Source organism: Ruegeria sp. AL3 (genome assembly GCF_056536065.1).
The window spans coordinates 226,237-244,254 of the sequence record NZ_JBQFJG010000002.1 but is presented as its reverse complement, the minus strand read 5'-3'; the positions used below and the strand labels follow the sequence as shown (position 1 = coordinate 244,254).

At 56.6% G+C, this 18,018-nt stretch carries 15 protein-coding genes; 7 read left to right on the top strand and 8 right to left on the bottom strand.

Annotation, left to right across the window (positions count from 1 at the left end; translation table 11 throughout):
• The first annotated feature begins 64 nt into the window (after positions 1–64).
• Entirely contained in the window at positions 65–1,903 is a 1,839-nt protein-coding gene (locus tag ACR3E6_RS17560) for an amidohydrolase (RefSeq protein ID WP_480488444.1), read from the top strand.
• A 307-nt stretch (positions 1,904–2,210) separates the two neighbouring features.
• On the opposite strand, the gene ACR3E6_RS17555 is transcribed toward ACR3E6_RS17560, so the two are convergent.
• The 4 genes from ACR3E6_RS17555 to ACR3E6_RS17540 all read right to left on the bottom strand — a co-directional run bounded on the left by ACR3E6_RS17555 (position 2,211) and on the right by ACR3E6_RS17540 (position 7,362).
• Positions 2,211–3,512: an alpha/beta hydrolase gene (locus ACR3E6_RS17555; RefSeq protein ID WP_480488442.1), complete on the bottom strand. Its 1,302-nt coding sequence runs from the start codon at positions 3,510–3,512 to the stop codon at positions 2,211–2,213.
• A 20-nt stretch (positions 3,513–3,532) separates the two neighbouring features.
• Entirely contained in the window at positions 3,533–4,363 is an 831-nt protein-coding gene (locus ACR3E6_RS17550) for an efflux RND transporter periplasmic adaptor subunit (protein ID WP_171723869.1), read from the bottom strand.
• Between the two features lie 90 nt (positions 4,364–4,453).
• On the bottom strand, positions 4,454–5,812 hold the full coding sequence (locus ACR3E6_RS17545) for an amidohydrolase family protein (RefSeq protein WP_171637059.1): 1,359 nt from the start codon (positions 5,810–5,812) through the stop codon (positions 4,454–4,456).
• A 71-nt stretch (positions 5,813–5,883) separates the two neighbouring features.
• Positions 5,884–7,362 (bottom strand): metal-dependent hydrolase family protein, encoded by a 1,479-nt coding sequence (locus ACR3E6_RS17540; protein WP_209835358.1) that lies wholly within the window; start codon positions 7,360–7,362, stop codon positions 5,884–5,886.
• Between the two features lie 107 nt (positions 7,363–7,469).
• Between ACR3E6_RS17540 and ACR3E6_RS17535 the strand changes: the two genes are divergently transcribed.
• Positions 7,470–8,618 (top strand): helix-turn-helix domain-containing protein, encoded by a 1,149-nt coding sequence (locus ACR3E6_RS17535; RefSeq protein WP_480488440.1) that lies wholly within the window; start codon positions 7,470–7,472, stop codon positions 8,616–8,618.
• Positions 8,615–8,983, top strand: a complete 369-nt coding sequence (locus tag ACR3E6_RS17530) for a DoxX family protein (RefSeq protein ID WP_171637055.1) — start codon at positions 8,615–8,617, stop codon at positions 8,981–8,983. Before ACR3E6_RS17535 ends, ACR3E6_RS17530 begins: the two co-directional genes overlap by 4 nt.
• A gap of 293 nt (positions 8,984–9,276) precedes the next feature.
• On the opposite strand, the gene ACR3E6_RS17525 is transcribed toward ACR3E6_RS17530, so the two are convergent.
• A complete protein-coding gene (locus ACR3E6_RS17525; protein WP_152460143.1) occupies positions 9,277–9,471 on the bottom strand; it encodes a SlyX family protein in 195 nt (64 codons plus the stop codon).
• 129 nt (positions 9,472–9,600) lie between these two features.
• Between ACR3E6_RS17525 and hisS the strand changes: the two genes are divergently transcribed.
• Genes hisS through hisG form a run of 3 tightly spaced genes read left to right on the top strand, consistent with a single transcriptional unit; the run spans position 9,601 to position 12,872 of the window.
• Positions 9,601–11,088, top strand: coding sequence for a histidine--tRNA ligase (hisS, locus tag ACR3E6_RS17520; RefSeq protein WP_171723864.1), 1,488 nt, complete (start codon positions 9,601–9,603; stop codon positions 11,086–11,088).
• Positions 11,089–11,091: 3 nt separating this feature from the next.
• Positions 11,092–12,180, top strand: a complete 1,089-nt coding sequence (locus ACR3E6_RS17515; protein ID WP_480488438.1) for an ATP phosphoribosyltransferase regulatory subunit — start codon at positions 11,092–11,094, stop codon at positions 12,178–12,180.
• The gene (gene hisG, locus ACR3E6_RS17510; RefSeq protein ID WP_171172729.1) at positions 12,177–12,872 is read left to right on the top strand and encodes an ATP phosphoribosyltransferase; all 696 of its coding nucleotides are present in this window, start codon (positions 12,177–12,179) and stop codon (positions 12,870–12,872) included. The genes ACR3E6_RS17515 and hisG overlap by 4 nt, the downstream gene beginning before the upstream one ends.
• Here the strand turns inward: hisG and ACR3E6_RS17505 are convergent.
• Entirely contained in the window at positions 12,869–13,252 is a 384-nt protein-coding gene (locus ACR3E6_RS17505) for a hypothetical protein (protein ID WP_480488436.1), read from the bottom strand. The two genes, hisG and ACR3E6_RS17505, sit on opposite strands and share 4 nt — an antisense overlap.
• A 98-nt stretch (positions 13,253–13,350) precedes the next feature.
• Complete coding sequence (locus tag ACR3E6_RS17500; RefSeq protein ID WP_171119093.1) at positions 13,351–13,782, bottom strand: DUF1489 family protein; 432 nt, start codon at positions 13,780–13,782, stop codon at positions 13,351–13,353.
• 129 nt (positions 13,783–13,911) lie between these two features.
• On the opposite strand from ACR3E6_RS17500, the gene ACR3E6_RS17495 reads away from it, so the two are divergent.
• Positions 13,912–16,194: an adenosylcobalamin-dependent ribonucleoside-diphosphate reductase gene (locus ACR3E6_RS17495; protein WP_480488434.1), complete on the top strand. Its 2,283-nt coding sequence runs from the start codon at positions 13,912–13,914 to the stop codon at positions 16,192–16,194.
• Between the two features lie 391 nt (positions 16,195–16,585).
• Here ACR3E6_RS17495 and ACR3E6_RS17490 read toward each other — a convergent pair whose 3' ends face one another.
• Positions 16,586–17,902 carry a tetratricopeptide repeat protein gene (locus ACR3E6_RS17490; protein ID WP_216600164.1) on the bottom strand — a complete coding sequence of 439 codons (1,317 nt, stop codon included), beginning with the start codon at positions 17,900–17,902 and terminating at the stop codon, positions 16,586–16,588.
• Positions 17,903–18,018: the final 116 nt, after the last annotated feature.

Genomic DNA, 18,018 nt, shown 5'->3' with positions numbered 1-18,018 from the left:
GCCACGATAGACACGACCATTATTCAGTCGTTTGTCTTCCGATGTATTTGAGAGGGTATTCCTGATGTCACGTTTGCTGAATCTTGTCTGGCTGGCGGGTTTTGCCATGTCAACCAGCGCCGCGATCGCGCAGGAGGCCGCCGACACGATCTATACTGGCGGACCGATCCTCACGATCAACAATGCGCAGCCGACCGCCGAGGCCGTCGCGGTTAAGAACGGGCGTATCCTCGCCGTCGGCGCGCTTGCGGATATCATGGCGCACCGGGGCGACGCGACGGGATTGTTCGATCTTGACGGCCGGGCGATGCTGCCGGGCTTTGTCGACAGTCACGGGCACGTGGTTTTCGGTGGCCTGCAAGCCTTGTCGGCGAACCTTCTTTCGCCGCCGGACGGCGGGGTCACGGACATTGCCAGCCTGCAACAGGCGCTGCGCGACTGGATCGATGCAAACAGGGATGCGGTCGAGAAGGCCGGAGTGATCATCGGCTTCGGCTATGACAACGCCCAGCTAGCCGAGAAGCGCCACCCGACCCGCGAAGACCTTGACGCGATCTCTCAGGAGCTTCCCATCGTGATTGTCCACCAGTCCGGCCATCTCGGCGTGGCGAACTCGAAGACGCTTGAGATTGTCGGCTACGATGCATCGACGCAGGACCCGGCCGGTGGCAAGATTCGGCGGGAAGCCGATGGCGCGCCGAACGGGGTTCTCGAGGAATACGCGTTTTTCGGGACGCTCGTCCCCGTCCTGAAGCAACTCGGTCCGGACGCCTTCGCGGAATTCGCGGTTGCCGGGTCCAAACTCTGGGCGCGTTTTGGCTACACCACGGGGCAGGACGGACGGTCCTCGGGGTTTGCCGTCGAGTCGCTGAAGGCCATGGCGGCCGACGGCAGGATACCGATTGACGTCGTGGCCTATCCCGATGTGTTGGAAGCCAGGGATTATATCGGCGACAATGTTTCGAAAGAATATGAAAACGGTATTCGCGTGGGCGGTTGCAAGTTGACGATCGACGGCTCGCCGCAAGGCTTTACCGCGCTCCGCGACCGTCCCTATTATGACCCGGTTGGCGACTATCCTGCAGGCTACAAGGGGTACTCGGCGGTGACCATCGAGCAGGTGCAGGATGCCGTGAACTGGTGTTACGAGAATGGCATCCAGATCATCACCCATTCCAATGGCGAAGGCGCGTCGGACATGCTCATTGCTGCGCTTCAGGCTGCGCAGGACAAGTATGGCGATCCGGGCAACCGCCCCGCACTGATACACGGCCAGTTCCTGCGCGAGGACCAGGTCGACGCCTACAAGCGGCTGGGCGTGTTCATGTCCCTTTTCCCGATGCACACCTTCTATTGGGGCGACTGGCACCGCGACCACACCGTGGGCCCGGTCAATGCCGAGAACATTTCGCCCACTGGTTGGCTGCTCGAGCGGGGCATGATGTTCGGCTCGCATCACGACGCGCCGGTCGCCTTGCCTGACAGCATGCGCATACTGGATGCCACCGTGACCCGGCGCACGCGATCGGGTGACATTCTTGGCCCCCGTCACCGGGTCGACGTCGCGACCGCGCTCAAGGCGCTGACGATCTGGCCCGCCTGGCAGCATTTCGAGGAGAACGACAAGGGGTCGATCGAGGCGGGCAAGCTTGCCGATTTCGTGCTCCTCTCCGAAGATCCCACCGCCATCGACCCCGAGACGCTGGACGCCGTCAGGATCATGGCGACGATCAAGGAAGACACGGTGATTTACGAGGCGCGCGACGAGGTGAAGAAGGGCGAAATCCGCTCTTCGCCCTTCATGAGCGACCCGGTGTCAGCGCACAACTTTCTTCACGCGATGTATCAGGCAACCGGTGTGGAGAGGCCGTGGCTTCAGCAGCTGATGTTCCGGTTGGAATGAACTCGGGAATCGAGCTGGACCGGGTGTAGTCGGTCAAGGATCCGTAGCGAGAAGCGGGGGCTTTGCCTTCAATCGCCGGGATGGCAGCTATGAGCCCATTGTGCGCATGCGTATTTTGTGCAGCATCAGCGCGAAGGGCGGACATCGGCCGTTCACGGCGCTCGGATCATAGGTCCCGAATGCGGAAAACGGCCTCGATCCGCTGAGACTTGACAACGTCCATTTTCTTACGTTTTTCAATATGGGCGAGCGGCTTCAAAGCGTCTCTCCAAGCCACTCGCCCCCTCCTTTCAGCGATCCATTTTTCTCATTCCGAACCAAGATGCTCTTCTAGGAACACAGCGACGCGGCGAACAGCTTCAGCGGATTCCGGTGTCTCGGAATGACCGTGGAAGCAGTGTTGCATGGCGTCGTGAACATCCAGAATTGCCTCGTGGCCCGCACTACGCAGGACTCCGTACATGCGTATGCCGTCGCTCATCTGAATTTCCTTAGACCCAGTCTGTACCATCGTCGGAGGGAAATCTCGCCCCTCGAAATTGTCGTACACAGTAGAGTAGCGCGGATCTTGTGCTTTCTCTTCAGTAATTCCCAGCATCGGCCAGACTGAGTCGATCAAGTGATCTACGTTAGTGCGTGGATCGTCGTACCGCAGCGTCCATGTCGAATCGCTGTTGAACGAGAAATCAGTCTGCGGGCTTTGCATTACGGCCGCACCAGGCAGCGCTCCTCCGCGATGCGACATGGCATTTGTCGCCATCGCCACCAATCCGCCGCCCGCGGAACAACCGTAAATTCCGACGTTCTCTGGTTTATAGCCACCGCCCTCTCCGGTCAGTGCATCAAAAACGGCGATCACCTGATCCCGCTGGTCCAAAATGTCCCAGTCGGGGGCTGGCATCAATTTGTAATCGACGGAGGCAATGTCGATGCCCATATGATTGGCAAGTGGTGCTGTCCGGTCAAACGTTGTTTCCGGAGTGTTTCCGTAAAAGGCACCACCATGTGCATGAATGAGTATCTTTCCCGGATGGCGGTTTTCGCTCGGACTGATAATGACCGTTCTAACACCACCTATCTCACGTTCCTCGGTCGACAAATTGTAAGTCTTTAAAAGTTGTTTGCCGGCGGCCTCCATCGGATCGATCAATTCATCGTGCAACGACTGCCATGCACCGTAGTCCGTTGGGTCTGGGTAGCCTTCCCAACTGCTGGTGAGCCAATTGGGCGTCCAGTTAACCATCACCTCACGCATCTCCGGGCTGACAAAATCGGGAATATGCGTTGGAAATGTCTTGTTTCGATTTGGATCATTGGGGTCAGCGTTGAAGGTCGCAATGGAAAGAAGACGCCGTACATCTTCGTGACATGGCGCGTTCTGATTTTTCACTTCCAACTTATCGCACGCCTCTTTCAGCGCGGACAATTCTTCGTTCAAGCGCTCGACGGCAGTGGTGCCTTCCTCAGATTTCAGAATCTCGCCGACGCGAGCATAAGCGTCAGACATCAAATTCCAGTGCGATCCGTGGTCTGCTGCTTCAGAAGCGGCAACCGTAGCAAGTCCCGCCAATGCAGCTGAAGCCAGAAACGGAGATGTCCAAGTTTTCATTTGATATCCCTTTCTTTGGATCATTTCGAGTTTTCATAAGACGTGACCAATACCTTCATGCCGGGGCGCAATAGGAATTCAGGATTGGGGAATTCGGCGATGCTGTAGCCAATCCCTGTCTCCGGATCGAATTCAAACGGCGTTGAGATAAGGCGTCCGTGATGTGGAAATTCACTCCCTCCCGGCAGTTCTAGCACCAGAGTCAGGCTGCCCATTACACTGTCGTGGCTTTCGCCCGCGAGGATGCGTTCCTGATGCTTCTCGTACGTTCCCTCCACGCGAACGTGGATCGGATCCAGTTGATACAGGGTTCCGATTTCGGGCGAGTCGGCGACGACGTTTGCATTATCGCGAAACCGCGGCGCACTCATCTGGCCGTCGAACGGTGCGTGGATGAGCTGGAGATCTGAGATAGCCTTGGCCTTTTCCGCATTGAGCCTCTTTGTCTCAACGGTCGCTTCGGCGATTTTGACACGCGCTTCAGCTTGCGCAATCTCAACTTCAGACACAGAATTGGTGCCCAACCGCTTCTTTCTGGACAGGTCAGCCTGGGCCAACTCCAGTTCAGCCACGGCCTGCTGGTGAGCCAACTCACCGATTTTGGCATCCCATTGCTTGAAGACCTGGTCGAAAGTCACCAGTAGATCACCTTCTTTGACGAATTGACCTTCAATAAAGTGGACAGTGTCGATCTGGTTTTCGGCGGCTGCCGACACATCCCAGCTTTTGGCTGGCACAACCACTCCTTCTCCTTCCGCACTGAAAACCCCCGGACCACTGCTCTGTGCGTTCACTACGGCCGCGCAAAGCAAGGTTGTGATCAGTGTGGCTTGCAAAAGCTTTCTTGCCACGGGTCTCTTTCTCCTATGTCTTTTTTTTGGTTCCTCTAATGGTTTTTACAAACGGGCGGGATGGACGAGGTGAACCATCCCGCCCATCGCTCAGTTCAGCGTGTTCTTGTAGATCACGCCGTCCTTCATGATGATTTTTAGATTTGTGTCCGGATCCTTCATGATCTCGATGTTTTCCAGAGGATTGCCATCGACCAGCAATAGGTCTGCATAGGCGCCTTCTTGAATGACGCCCAACGGGCCTTCTGGGTATGGATTCATCTGGCCGGTCAGAGCATTCAGTTCTCCGGCTGTCGAGGTAAACGACTTTAGTGTCCGGAAGTTGCCAATAGCTTCTGAGAAAAACTCGAACTCATCTAGCGCGCGATCATCATATTCGCGACCAGTATTCCATTGGGGAATATGATCTGATGCAAGAACCACTTTCAGGTCAGGGTTGTTTTTCATGACTTCCAGCAAGTTTGCCGATGCGTCCCGAATAACGCTCCACTTTGCAAAGCTTTCTGGTGGATAAGCCTTTTCAGCTTGTTCCACTGAGATTGAAAACACTGGCGAAAACGCAGTGGACAGAAACATGCCGTTTTCAATCATCGTCTTGGCCTGCTCATCGGTCAGATAGGGTGCGTGCTCAATCGACATCACGCCATTGTCGATAGCCTGCTGAAGCGCAGCAGCGGTGTGTGCATGAGACGCGACATAGGTATCCCAGCGCTCCGCCACCTCAACGACTGCTTGGACCTCTTCATCAAGAGGGCCCGAATGAAGTGGATCAAACAAACTTGTTACACCGCCTCCGGTGAACAGTTTGAGCTGTACCGCACCGCGACGGAATGCTTCACGCGCCGCGCGCAGGGTTTCCGCCCGCCCGTCAGCGATAATCGTAACATAATCTTCGTAGAAATGTTGCCGTCCGCCAGCGATATTCGGGTGGGAGTCATTCAATTCACGGAAATCGCCATGACCGGATGTTGTGGTGATCCAGTTTTCCGTGGGATAGATGCGAGGCCCCACCATGACGCCCTCGTCGATGATTAGACGCATGAAATTTGACGGACCACCCAGATCCCGTACTGTGGTAAATCCGTTCATCAGCATCCCTTCGGCACGATCTGCGGCCAACGCACCATGAGCGTAGGGATGCAGCCCGTCGCGCGATTGCGTTTGCACGGGCCCGAAGGTCGAGATATGAACGTGCATATCCAACATACCTGGCATCAGTGTGCGCCCGCCACCGTCAATAACCGTAGCATCCGGCGCGTCGATGGTCTCTGCCGAGACCTGCTTGATAAGGTTGGCCTCGACCAGAACGCTGGCATTCTCGATCCGCGCCTCGTTCATGCCGTCAAAGACATGAACATTGGTGAACAGGGTCCGTGGCGGCGCGTCGTCCTGCGCAAGAGCGGCAGAGCAGGTCAGCGACAAGGCCAGTACTGCTCTCAGGGAAGTCATTGTTTTGATCTTCATCACAACTCTTTCTCTTAACAATGGAAGGCAGGGCCGAAGCCCCGCCTCCCGAGGGATTATTGCAGAGTGTTCTTGTAGATCACGCCATCCTTCATGATGAGGTTGATGGTCTTGATGCCACGCGGACGCGGTTCTGCGTTGAACCATGAAGGGTTTCCGCCCAGAACAGTGATGTCCTCAAGCGGATTTCCATCGACAAGCAGAATGTCGGCGTATGCGCCTTCCTCGATGACACCAAGAGGTGCGGGGTAAGGGTTACTGCCACCGGTCAAGGCGGCAAGCTTGCCGCCAGTGGACGTCATTGCTTTCAGTGTTTCATAGTTGCCAAATGTATCTGCGAATATCCATTTCTCATGGTCCCGGTGGTGTCTTGCGGCCATGCCATTGGTACTCACGATGTCGATTGAGAACACAATGTTCGGCTTCACCTTTTTGATGACTTCAGCGAAGTTTTTTGTTCCCTCTTTCATCATAAGTGTTCTGGCGTACTCAAATGTTGAAGGATTGCCATAGACCGGATGGGTCAGGATGTCTTCGCTCATGACGGCTGCAATGTAAGGAGAAATGAAGGCACCTTTTTCCTTCATCAACATGGCCGTGTCTTCCTGTAGGAACTGTCCATGTTCAATCGACATGACACCCAAATCGAGCGCACGGCGAATGGCTTCATCAAGATAAAGGTGCGCTGCAACATAGGTTCCACGCGTTGCAGCTTCTTCTACTGCGGCGATAATTTCAGCGTCGGTGTATTGAGAGGCCTCAAAGGGACCTTTGTTGCTGGCAACACCACCGGCCATCATGATTTTCATATGGGTGGCGCCCGCATTAAAGTTCCTGCGAACGGCTGCTCGAACTTCATCAGGGCTGTTTGCAATGTGGTATATGCCATTGCGCCAGGTGCTACTCTGTTGGGGACTTGTCTGGCTTTCAAACAAGAGATCACCGTGACCAGCGCTTTGGCTGATCATCCCGGCAGCGCTGTAGATGCGAGGTCCTTCCATTAGGCCGTTGTCGATGACACGTCGCAATCCGTCGGCCATGCCCCCCATATCACGCACTGTCGTGAAGCCATCGTAGAACCACTCCAATGCAGCAGACGAGGCATGTCCCGCCATATAGTCCCACCTGGCCATTTCCATGCCCGGACGCCCGCCGTCCATAGAAAGGTTAAAATGCGTATGGCTATCAATCATGCCCGGCATCAAGGTGCGTCCCCCGCCGTCAATGACATTGGGCGACAGTTCGACTGTCTGCGTCCCTTCTTCGCCCTCGATGATGAAAGTGTAGCCACTGCTGCCGCTATGAATTTCTGAATACAATGGCCCACTCGGACCAGCTTGCACTTCCCATGTACCGGTCTCTGGAATGTCTTCGGCGACCTTGTGGATCTTGTTGCCGACAACAAGAACATCCAGGTCCAGAAGACCATCGGTGTTCCCATCAAAAACTTTCACGTTTTTGAACAAGGTGACTGATGGCGCTTCCTGCTGAGCAAATGCAGTCGAGGTGGACAGCGTCAGCGTTACAAATGTCAAGGCAGCGAAAACTCTTTTGCAATATCTTGCCATGTCAAATCCCTAGTTGCGTGATCGATGTCGACTAGTTCATTTCATTTTATGAATATGACACCTTCATTTGGAAAATGCTTGACCGTATCCTAAGGTTAGAGATTTTTCGGTTAGAATTTGGTCAGGTTATTGAACTTTTTTCTGGAAAGCACGCCGTGGCGCAGGCACGAGTCCCAGTAGAGGGAGCAAATATGTTCGGGAATCGCAAAACACCAAAAGACTCTGATCTGCCATTGGTGCGGGCAACAGTACTGGCGCCGGTCGTCGCGGCGTTACGCGCGCGGGGGCAGGATGCTGATGATGTCTTCGCACATCTGAGTTTTGACGCGGCAACTATGATCGCACCTGAGCAATTTCTGTCACATGAAACCGTATATGCAGCCTTCAATGCCGCATCTGAAGCCGAAGGAGCAGATTTTTGCACTCGGGTTGGCCAGTCTGTTGATCTCAAGCGCTTCCTTCCAAAAGGGCAGGAGCTTGCAAAGGCCTATACGCTGGGTGACTTGTTCACACGTTTCACCCAGATTGTTTCGAAGGAGTCAAATGCAGTCACTCAGTCCTTAGTCGTAGAAGACGAATATGCCTACTTTGCGGCCCGACGGCATTTTCGCTCGTCAGTGTCACCTGCCCAAGCCGATGGCTTCATGATCGGGATCTGGATTTCTTTGCTGCACCGAGTGATCGATTTCCGTTGGGATCCGCGTGAGATCGTACTGCAACTGGCCAACCCTAACGTTTTGCCCAAACAGTTTTACGGGGTCACTGGCATTCCCTGCGACGATCGAGGGTTTTCGATACGCTTCCCATCCATCTGGCTGAACCATCGCCTCTCAGAGGACATGATGGAGAACAACCCCGAGTATCACCCATCAGTCATGGAACTTGCGGCCCCGCTCGATTTTTTGGCCGGGTTCGAAGACATCGTCCGGTCTCGACTGGCTGATCCGGCGTTTACAGCGGTAGAGGCCGCGCGCACGGTCGGTTTGCATCCAAATACCCTGAATGCGCGTCTGTCGGAACGTGGCGAGACAACTTCCAAGGTCATTGCACGCATGAAACGAGAGAAAGCGATTGAACTGTTGGGTGTGAAATCCTGCTCGGTCACTAACACCGCTCAGCAACTCGGGTTTTCCGACCCGACTGCATTCTCACGGGCGTTCCGGAGGTGGACTGGTCAGTCCCCACAGGCTTTCAAGCGCTCTTACACGGAACCAGAAGAATGACCTTAACGATAGTCATTGCGCTCCTGTCAGCGTTCTTCCTGCTCGCGAGCTCAATCAAACTTGCGGGTTGGCAAAGGAAGATCTTCGAAACACAGCTCGCAATGTTCGAAAGCTATGGCCTCAATCGGCAGGCCATGTTCTTGGTGGGTCTCATTGAATTGTTCGGAGCCGTCACAATCTGGTTCCAACAGTCCTGGCTGGGTCCGCTCGGAGCAGCAGCACTTTTGGCAACATCCGTCGGAGCCATCTTCTGTCACCTGATATTTGACTCCTGGAAAGACGGAATCCCCGCAATGATAACCGCGGCTGTTTCTGCATCTGTGCTTTGGCACGGTTGGAGCAGCATAAGTTCGGTCTTCACGTGAACCGCAGGGTCTATTTGGTTGTCCCAAGCAGACTGTTCGGAAGGTTTTAATGCAGAAAGCTGCCGTTCATGGATGTCCATGGAAATAGCAATTAAGCGCCGGAAGCGCCAATTGACGCCATTGGGCCGGGCGGCGGGTTTGTCCGCACTACTGACAACTGACCCATACCCGGCGCCGTTACCCAACGCGGTTTCTGTCCGAGTGTGACGGTTCGGCCCTGAGACGTTTCGTACAAAACGGACTACCACGCCCCAAGCGCCTGTACAAAACGGAAGAAACGGCCTCCCGGCCACTCAATAATGCGGCGGGCGTTCGTCACCAAAGACAACGCCGCCTGATCCTTCCTGCGCCCGTTCTGCTTCGCGCTGCAACAGCATTTCAACCCGTTGGGTCAGCCGGTCGATTTCCGACTGTTGTCTGGTGACGACCGTGTTCAGCTCGTCCACGGTACGGGTCAGATGGGCGATCTCTTCTTCCAGATGCTGCATGGGGAACTCCTGTCTTGCGCTGGTCATAGCGACACAGTCGGCCCAAGGCCAGAGAAAGCGCGCCTTGCCCCGATGCGGACCATGGGATAGACCGCGCGCGGAACAAGGACACTCCCAAGGACGCCCCACATGGCCAAGCCCAAGAAACAGCCCCGCCCCAAGGCCGTCACGCCGAAAGGGTTCCGTGACTATTTCGGCGAGGAAGTCACGCAGCGCACCGAGATGCTGCGGACGATTGCGGGCGTGTATCATCGTTACGGGTTCGACGCACTTGAAAGCAGTGCGGTCGAGACCGTCGAGGCGCTGGGCAAGTTCCTGCCCGACGTGGACCGCCCGAACGAGGGCGTCTTTGCGTGGCAGGAGTTTGACGAGGGCGGCAACGGCGATTGGATGGCGCTGCGCTATGATCTGACAGCACCTTTGGCCCGGGTCTATGCCCAACACCGCAACGATTTGCCCACGCCCTATCGCCGCTATGCGATGGGTCCGGTCTGGCGCAACGAAAAGCCGGGGCCAGGGCGGTATCGCCAATTCTATCAGTGTGATGCGGATACGGTGGGGACGGCCAGCATGGCTGCGGACGCCGAAATCTGCGCCATGCTGTCGGATACGCTGGAAACCGTGGGCATTCCACGCGGCGATTATCTGGTCCGGGTCAACAACCGCAAGGTTTTGAACGGCGTGCTCGAAGCGATGGGTTTGGGTGAAGACGCGGCAGCGCGGGACGACGTTCTGCGCACCATCGACAAATTCGACAAAGTTGGCGGGCAGGGCGTGCGCGAGTTGCTGACCAAGGGCCGGCTGGATGCCTCGGGCGCGTTCATCGACGGTGTGGGCCTGTCCGACGATCAGGCCGAGCCGGTGATCGCCTTCCTGACCTCCAAAGCCGATGATGCCGCCGGAACGCTGGCCAACCTGCGAGCGGCCGTGGGTGACAGCAAAATCGGCGCCGAAGGCATTTCGGAATTGGAACAGATCGGCGAGTTGCTGGCCGCGGGCGGCTATGGCGCTGATCGCATCCAGATCGATCCTTCGGTCGTGCGCGGTCTGGGTTATTATACCGGGCCGGTCTATGAGGCCGAACTGACCTTTGAGATCTTTGACGAGAAAGGCCGCAAGCGGCAGTTCGGGTCCGTATCGGGCGGCGGGCGCTATGACGATCTGGTGAAGCGTTTCACCGGACAGGAAGTGCCCGCGACCGGCGTTTCCATCGGTGTTGACCGCCTGCTGGCGGCCCTGCGCGAAAAGGGTCGGATCAGCGCCCAGGCCAAAGGCCCTGTGGTCGTCACCGTCATGGATCGCGACAGGATGGCCGATTATCAGGCGATGGTGGCCGAGCTGCGCAACGCGGGCATCCGGGCCGAGGTCTATCTGGGCAATCCCAAGAATTTCGGCAATCAGTTGAAATACGCGGACAAGCGCAACTCTCCGGTTGCGGTGATCGAAGGCGGGGACGAAAAGGCAAAAGGCATCGTGCAGATCAAGGACCTGATCCTTGGAACCAAAATCGCCGAAAGCGCCACGCTGGAGGAATGGAAAGAACGCCCCAGCCAGTTCGAAGTATCGCGCGCTGATCTGGTCGCGAAAGTGCGTGAAATTCTGGACAGTCAGGACTGACCCATGCCCAACCGTTCCCAGATACAGGCCCGTGCCGCGATGATGCGTGTTCGGTTCGAGGCTGCGGGCGCGCAGGTGGTGGATACGCCTCTGTTGCAACCCGCTGAAGTGTTGCTGGACCTTTATGGCGAGGATATCCGCGCCCGTGCCTACGTCACCTCGGACGCGCTGCGGGGCGAGCAGATGCTGCGCCCGGACTTCACCCTGCCTGTTGTTCAGATGCACATGCGAGACGGGGCCGAGCCTGCACGCTATACCTATTCCGGTGAGGTGTTCCGCCGTCAGGAACACGACCCGGACCGCTCGAACGAGTATATTCAGGTGGGGTATGAGGTGTTTGACCGCGAAGATCCCGCTGGTGCCGATGCCGAAGTGTTTTCGCTGATGGCGCTGCAACTGCGCGGGCTGCCCTTGCGTGCGGCAACCGGGGATATCGGTATCCTCACCGCCGCGGTCGAAGGGCTGCGTACGACCGAGCGCCGCAAGGCCGCTCTTATGCGGCACCTGTGGAGACCGCGCCGATTCCGTATCTTGCTGGATCGGTTTGCAGGTCGCAAGGCGCCCTCGGAAGGGCGAACCGCGCTGCTGGACGCTGCCGATCCGATGGCCTTTGATGCCCCTATGATCGGCAAGCGCCGCAAGGCCGAAATCGCAGCGCGCATTGAAGCCCTGCGCGAAGACCGTGATACGCCGCCGATTTCCGACAATGAGCTGGCCGGGCTGGAAACGTTGCTGAATGTGCGCGAGACCATGCCATTTGCGCTGGAACAGCTGCGCGACGTGGCGGTGGATCTGCCGCAGGTCACGCCCGCCCTGGACCGGCTGGAGGCGCGTGTGGCTGCACTGCAAGCACGTGGAGTCGATGTCGAGCGGTTGGATTTCGAGGCCGCCTATGGTCGGACATCAATGGAATATTACGATGGTTTCGTTTTTGGGTTTTACGCGGAAGGTCGGCCTGATTTGCCTCCGATCGCCACGGGCGGGCGCTATGACGCGCTGACACGGCAATTGGGCCGTGGAGACGAAATCCCGGCTGTCGGCGGCGTGTTGCGCCCCGACCTGATGCTGGAGATCGAGGAGGGTGCTGTATGAGCCTGAAACTGGGTGTGCCCTCGAAGGGCCGGTTGATGGAAAAGACCTTCTCGTGGTTCGAAAAACGCGGCATCACCTTGTCACGCAGCGGGTCGGACCGGGAATATGCGGGCAAGGTCGAAGGGATCGACGGGGTCTCTCTGATCCTGCTGTCGGCGGGGGAAATCCCGCGTGAACTGGCGGCGGGGCGGATTCATCTGGGCGTCACCGGGATCGATCTGGTGCACGAGAAACTGCCGCGCTGGGAACAGCAGGTTGAAGAGGTTTCGCAGCTTGGATTCGGCAAGGCTGATCTGATCATCGCAATCCCGGCATGTTGGGTCGATGTCGATACGCTTGATGATCTGGACGCGGCAGCAGCCGCGTTTCGCAAAACCCATGGCCACCGGCTGCGGATTGCCACCAAGTACCACCGTCTGGTTCGGGAATTCCTGACAGAAGCGGGCGTGGCCGATTACACGCTGGTCGACAGTCAGGGCGCGACTGAAGGCACGGTGATGAATGAAACCGCTGAAGCAATTGCCGACATCACCTCGACCGGAGAGACCCTGCGCGCGAACCACCTGAAGATCCTCTCGGACGGTCTGATCCTGCAATCGCAGGCCACGCTGTGGCGTAGTCGGGTGGCCAGTTATTTGCCTGATGACAAGCGGGTGCTTGCGGAAGTAATGGACCGGGTGAGCAAAACTTAATCAGGGGCAGCGGTCACTGATTTGCTGATGTCAAAACGTTTTGACCTGCACGTCCCTTTCCTTTTTTTGAACACGACATTCTTTCTCAGGTCGAATGTCATGGTGCCGGTGTTGCCGCCTCCGCAGTTCGCGCTGTCGAAGTTGAAACTGATGGATTGCTTTTTGCTGTTCCCCGAAACGCTGGTGCCGTTGATATTTTGCAGCGTTGAGGATGTGATGCCTGCAATGTTGCCGCCGGTAATTGTAACCGACACCGGGAACGGATTTTTGGACGGCACGGTCAGGCTATAGGTTCCATCCTTTGGGGCGGCGAGAACGCTTGTTCCACCTGCTACAAATACAGCCGCCAATACGATTGTTCGAAATTGTCCAATCATCATAGGTTGCCCTCGTTAACTTAATAAAATCAAGTAAACATTCTATGCGATTTTGTTGGCATCCTCAAAGCATCACATTGCGGATGGTCTGGTGCCGGCCTTTATAGAACCCCGATTTCCGCCAGGGCGCGGTTCAGATCATCGGGTAGGGCATCGTCCTGCTCGCGGTTTTTCGGCAAATCGGCAGGGGTATCTTCAGGCTTGAGATAACGCCATCCCTGAAACGGGCGTTTCAGGGCGTTCTGTGTGCGGTGCAGCTTGGGGTCTAGCACAATGGCACAGCGGCGGATACCATCGTCTCCGATCACTTCATCCAGCCGCAGGATCCGTTGGCGACACTGGATTACGCCCTTGATGACCCAATAGATCGATCCGCCGTTCAGAATTTCGGCTTCGCGCTTGGGCCACATGCGGGTGACGTGGCGTGGCAGGCCATCTGCGAACCGCTGGCGATAGCTGTCCTGCCAGGCCATCAGCGTGTCGACGCTTTCCGAACCAACGGACAGTTTTATGAGGTTTACGTAATTATCCACAGCTTTCCCACAGAGTCGTCCCTAGGATCATCTTTATATTGTAGCTTGGTTCCAGATGTCATCAAGGTGTTGTGGTGCGCATGTGATTTGAGGTAGTCTGGATACCTCTTTCAGCACAGGGAATCACCAATGAGCCGCTTTGCCGCCCCCATCGCCGAGCAGATCTGGGATATGAAGTACCGCTTTAAACAGGCGGATGGCACCCCCATCGATCAGACGGTTGAAGACAGTTGGCGGCGCATCGCCCGTGATCTGGCGCGGGTGGAAAACGACCCGGGGCACTGGGAAGAGCAATTCTATGAGGCGCTGGAAGATTTCAAATACCTGCCTGCCGGGCGGATCACAGCAGGTGCCGGCACCGCGCGTCAGGTGACCCTGTTCAACTGTTTTGTCATGGGTACGGTGCCCGACAGCATGGGCGGCATTTTCGACATGCTGAAAGAGGCCGCGCTGACCATGCAGCAGGGCGGGGGGATCGGCTATGATTTCTCGACCATCCGCCCGCGTGGTGCTGACGTGAAAGGCGTCGCGGCGGATGCGTCGGGGCCGCTGAGCTTTATGGATGTCTGGGATGCCATGTGCCGCACGATCATGTCGGCGGGCTCGCGCCGGGGCGCTATGATGGCGACCATGCGCTGTGACCACCCGGACATAGAACAGTTCATCACCGCCAAATCCGACCCGGCCCGCCTGCGCATGTTCAACATGTCGGTTCTGGTGACCGATCCGTTCATGGAAGCGGTCAAGGCCGATGCCTCATGGGATCTGATCTTTGACGGCAAGGTCTATCACACGGTTCAGGCACGTGATCTGTGGAACAAGATCATGCAGGCCACCTATGACTATGCCGAACCGGGCGTGATCTTCATCGACCGGATCAACCAGGCCAACAACCTGAGCTATGTTGAAACCATCGCGGCCACGAACCCGTGCGGCGAACAGCCATTGCCGCCCTATGGCGCCTGCCTGTTGGGTTCGATCAATCTGGCGCGTTTGGTGGTTGAACCGTTTGAGGCAAAAGCCCGTTTGAATGAAAAGGCCCTGCAAGAACTTGTCGCCACGGCTGTCCGGATGATGGACAATGTCGTTGATGTGTCAAAATTCCCACTGGCCGAACAAGAGGCTGAAGCGCAGGACAAACGCCGCATCGGGCTGGGCGTGACCGGACTGGCGGATGCGCTGTTGATGCTGGGCCTGCGTTATGGGTCCGACGAGGCGGCGCGTCAGACCGAGCGCTGGTTGCACGCGATCGCCCGCGCCGCGTATCTGGCGTCGGTCGACTTGGCCAAGGAAAAAGGGGCGTTCCCCCTGTTCGATGCCGAGAAATACCTGGCCAGCGGCACGATGCAGCAGATGGATGACGATGTCCGCGAAGCCATCCGTGCACACGGTATCCGCAACGCGCTGCTGACCTCGATCGCGCCCACTGGGACGATCTCTCTGTACGCGGGGAACGTGTCGTCGGGGATCGAGCCTGTTTTTGCCTATGCCTACACTCGCAAGGTTTTGCAGAAGGATGGCTCGCGGACCGAGGAAGAGGTGGTGGACTATGCCGTTCAGATGTGGCGCGACAAGTTCGGCGATGTCGAGCTGCCCGACTTTTTCGTGAACGCCCAGACATTGACCCCGGCCGAGCACGTCAAGATGCAGGCCGCGGCACAGAAATGGATCGACAGCTCGATCTCGAAGACGATCAACTGCCCCGAGGACATCTCGTTCGACGCCTTCAAGGACGTGTATATGCAGGCCTGGGATCAGGGCTGCAAGGGCTGCACCACCTATCGCCCGAACGACGTGACCGGCTCGGTTCTGACCGTCTCGGAAAGCGACGACAAGGTGCCGGGTGAAAGCGCGGATGCCCCGCACGAGGTGGATGGCGGCGATGTCATCTACATGTCCGAACCGCTGGATCGGCCGCAATCGCTTGAGGGTTCGACCTACAAGCTGAAATGGCCCGACAGCGAGCACGCGATCTATTTGACCATCAACGACATCGTCATCGGTGGCCGCCGCCGTCCGTTCGAGGTTTTCATCAACTCAAAGAACATGGAGCATTACGCTTGGACGCTGGCCCTGACCAGGATGATCTCGGCCGTGTTCCGGCGCGGTGGTGACGTGTCTTTCGTGGTCGAGGAACTGAAGGCCGTGTTCGATCCGCGCGGCGGGGCTTGGGTGCAGGGCAAATACATCCCCTCGATCCTGGCGGCAATCGGCGGCGTGATCGAGCAGCACATGATCGCGATCGGGTTCCTCGAAGGCGAAGGGATGGGGCTGAAATCCGACCCGCAGGCGCAGGTGGTCAACATGGACGCCCCCCGCGGCAGGGCCTGCCCGTCCTGCGGCCAGTATGACATGGTGATGATTGAGGGCTGCATGACCTGCCGCAGCTGCGGGCATTCGAAATGTGGTTGACGCTGGGGGTGGGTGCTTTGATTGTGGCGTTTCATAGGACATGACCTAAACGTTTCAATAGATCATTTTGGCTGGTGATATGAGAATACGGCCTCGGATTTCTTCCGGGGCCGTTCGCTAGTCTAAAAAGGACAGACGAATGAGATGGTACTGGGCTGACGACATTATCAGGCTTTGATACAAGGGGCGGGAAGCAGAAGTTCGCTGCGAGTGCAAAGATTATCTCATCGGGAGCCAAGAGCAGACCTTTGTCTGTCCATCACACACCCATTCGGTATCGATGAACTTTGTTTTGATCTCGTCTGGAGGTTCGTCCACTTCACAACCAACGCACCTCCTCCTTGGAAGCGCATGCCTCTGAACGAATTATTACAAACCCTATAGAAAATCGTCAGGGCTTGGCGGGTCCTGACCAACCTGCAGCTATCATTGCACTGATCAGCTCTTGAACTGGCTGTGGGTCTACAAACACCCGAGCCTTTAGTTTTTCGAGGGGGAAGCTTGGCCAAGTGTCCGAAAATACTCTTGCAAGCCGCTGTGCCTCAGCTTGTTCTCCGTTCCTCCAGTGGGCTGCCATAAGGTAAGCTGCGGAAATTGGTCCGAACGGCCCACCGCGAGATATTGTTTTATCAAACGTTCGGATTGCGGCAGCATAGTCTCCCGTGTGGAACTGAGCCGCACCCAATGCGTTGTCAAAAACTAGCCCTCCACCGTTTTGGGCCAGTGCTCTATATCTCACTGATTGCGACAGAACCCGATCAAAATCGGACGTGTAAAGGGAGATCAGGGCGTCGAATTCAGCAACATGTGAATCATCGGGTGCCAAGTCTACGGCCCTTTGGGATAATCCAACCGCGCTTTCATAATTGCCCACCCCAAATTCAAACCAGGCCCGAGCTGAAAGCGGCCAAGGTGCATTCGGAGCCATTTCCAAAGCGTAAGCACTATTCTTGTCCGCTGCGTGCAAAAACTCGTCTGAACCGGGCTTGCCCGATTGCATAATGGCGAGCATTGTTTCGACCTGAGAAGCACCAGCATATCCCCCGTAATATAACGGGTCTCGTTCAATCGCTGTTTTAAAAATCAACAACGCGGGCTGAAGCCGGGCCAGATCCGTAACAGGGAAAATCAGATCCCGGCCTGCGTCGCTTAGGTTCATTGCCTCGACACGGGCAGGTGACACGTCGTAGATTGCAGTTTTGCCGGTTTTGGGTGCTACAGATTGCGAATTGCGGCCAATCAGGACACCAAAAAGAATGCTGACTATTAATAGTGAAAGCGAGATAACGACTGCGGTAGCCCGTCGCCTTCCGCGTAAGCTTCGTCTGCTTCGACTGGAGCCCGGCAAAAATTCGGGTGCGTAACCCCCGACGGGCAGTGAGATAACCAATTCGTCAGCAATCCCTTTACCGTCATAATAAGATTGCAGCTTTCGCCGAACACGCCCGGCATCCACACGCACGACGCCCTCGCGTTTCAATAACTCATCCGCGTCGTATCCATAAACATCCATCGCAATGGTCTTGGCACGTATTTCGTCGGAACGACCCTCCAGCGTTTCCGTCACCACGTAAGATAGGAATGATCGCATGCGGGCGGATCCTTTGAATTCATCCGACCTCAGAACCTTGTCCAACGCGGCACGCAACTGCTCGCCCGAGAACGATTGAGTACCAGTCTGGCCCTGGTTGCCCACGCTGACGTTCAAAAACTATCCTTTCACAATAAGGGTTTGACGTCACGTTGCTACCGTAGCATGCGGCTTGAAACGTGCAATACATATTCTTTTGGATGCATGCTTAGAGGGAGAATGCCTAAAAAGCG

What these genes read in the sequence shown, in the direction of transcription:
- ACR3E6_RS17515 (WP_480488438.1), top strand. Translation starts at nt 11,092, where the DNA reads ATGCCCAACCGTTCCCAGATACAGGCCCGTGCCGCGATGATGCGTGTT.
- ACR3E6_RS17555 (WP_480488442.1), bottom strand. Translation starts at nt 3,512, where the DNA reads ATGAAAACTTGGACATCTCCGTTTCTGGCTTCAGCTGCATTGGCGGGA.
- ACR3E6_RS17545 (WP_171637059.1), bottom strand. Translation starts at nt 5,812, where the DNA reads ATGACTTCCCTGAGAGCAGTACTGGCCTTGTCGCTGACCTGCTCTGCC.
- hisG (WP_171172729.1), top strand. Translation starts at nt 12,177, where the DNA reads ATGAGCCTGAAACTGGGTGTGCCCTCGAAGGGCCGGTTGATGGAAAAG.
- ACR3E6_RS17495 (WP_480488434.1), top strand. Translation starts at nt 13,912, where the DNA reads ATGAGCCGCTTTGCCGCCCCCATCGCCGAGCAGATCTGGGATATGAAG.
- ACR3E6_RS17505 (WP_480488436.1), bottom strand. Translation starts at nt 13,252, where the DNA reads ATGATGATTGGACAATTTCGAACAATCGTATTGGCGGCTGTATTTGTA.
- hisS (WP_171723864.1), top strand. Translation starts at nt 9,601, where the DNA reads ATGGCCAAGCCCAAGAAACAGCCCCGCCCCAAGGCCGTCACGCCGAAA.
- ACR3E6_RS17530 (WP_171637055.1), top strand. Translation starts at nt 8,615, where the DNA reads ATGACCTTAACGATAGTCATTGCGCTCCTGTCAGCGTTCTTCCTGCTC.
- ACR3E6_RS17525 (WP_152460143.1), bottom strand. Translation starts at nt 9,471, where the DNA reads ATGCAGCATCTGGAAGAAGAGATCGCCCATCTGACCCGTACCGTGGAC.
- ACR3E6_RS17560 (WP_480488444.1), top strand. Translation starts at nt 65, where the DNA reads ATGTCACGTTTGCTGAATCTTGTCTGGCTGGCGGGTTTTGCCATGTCA.
- ACR3E6_RS17535 (WP_480488440.1), top strand. Translation starts at nt 7,470, where the DNA reads ATGCTTGACCGTATCCTAAGGTTAGAGATTTTTCGGTTAGAATTTGGT.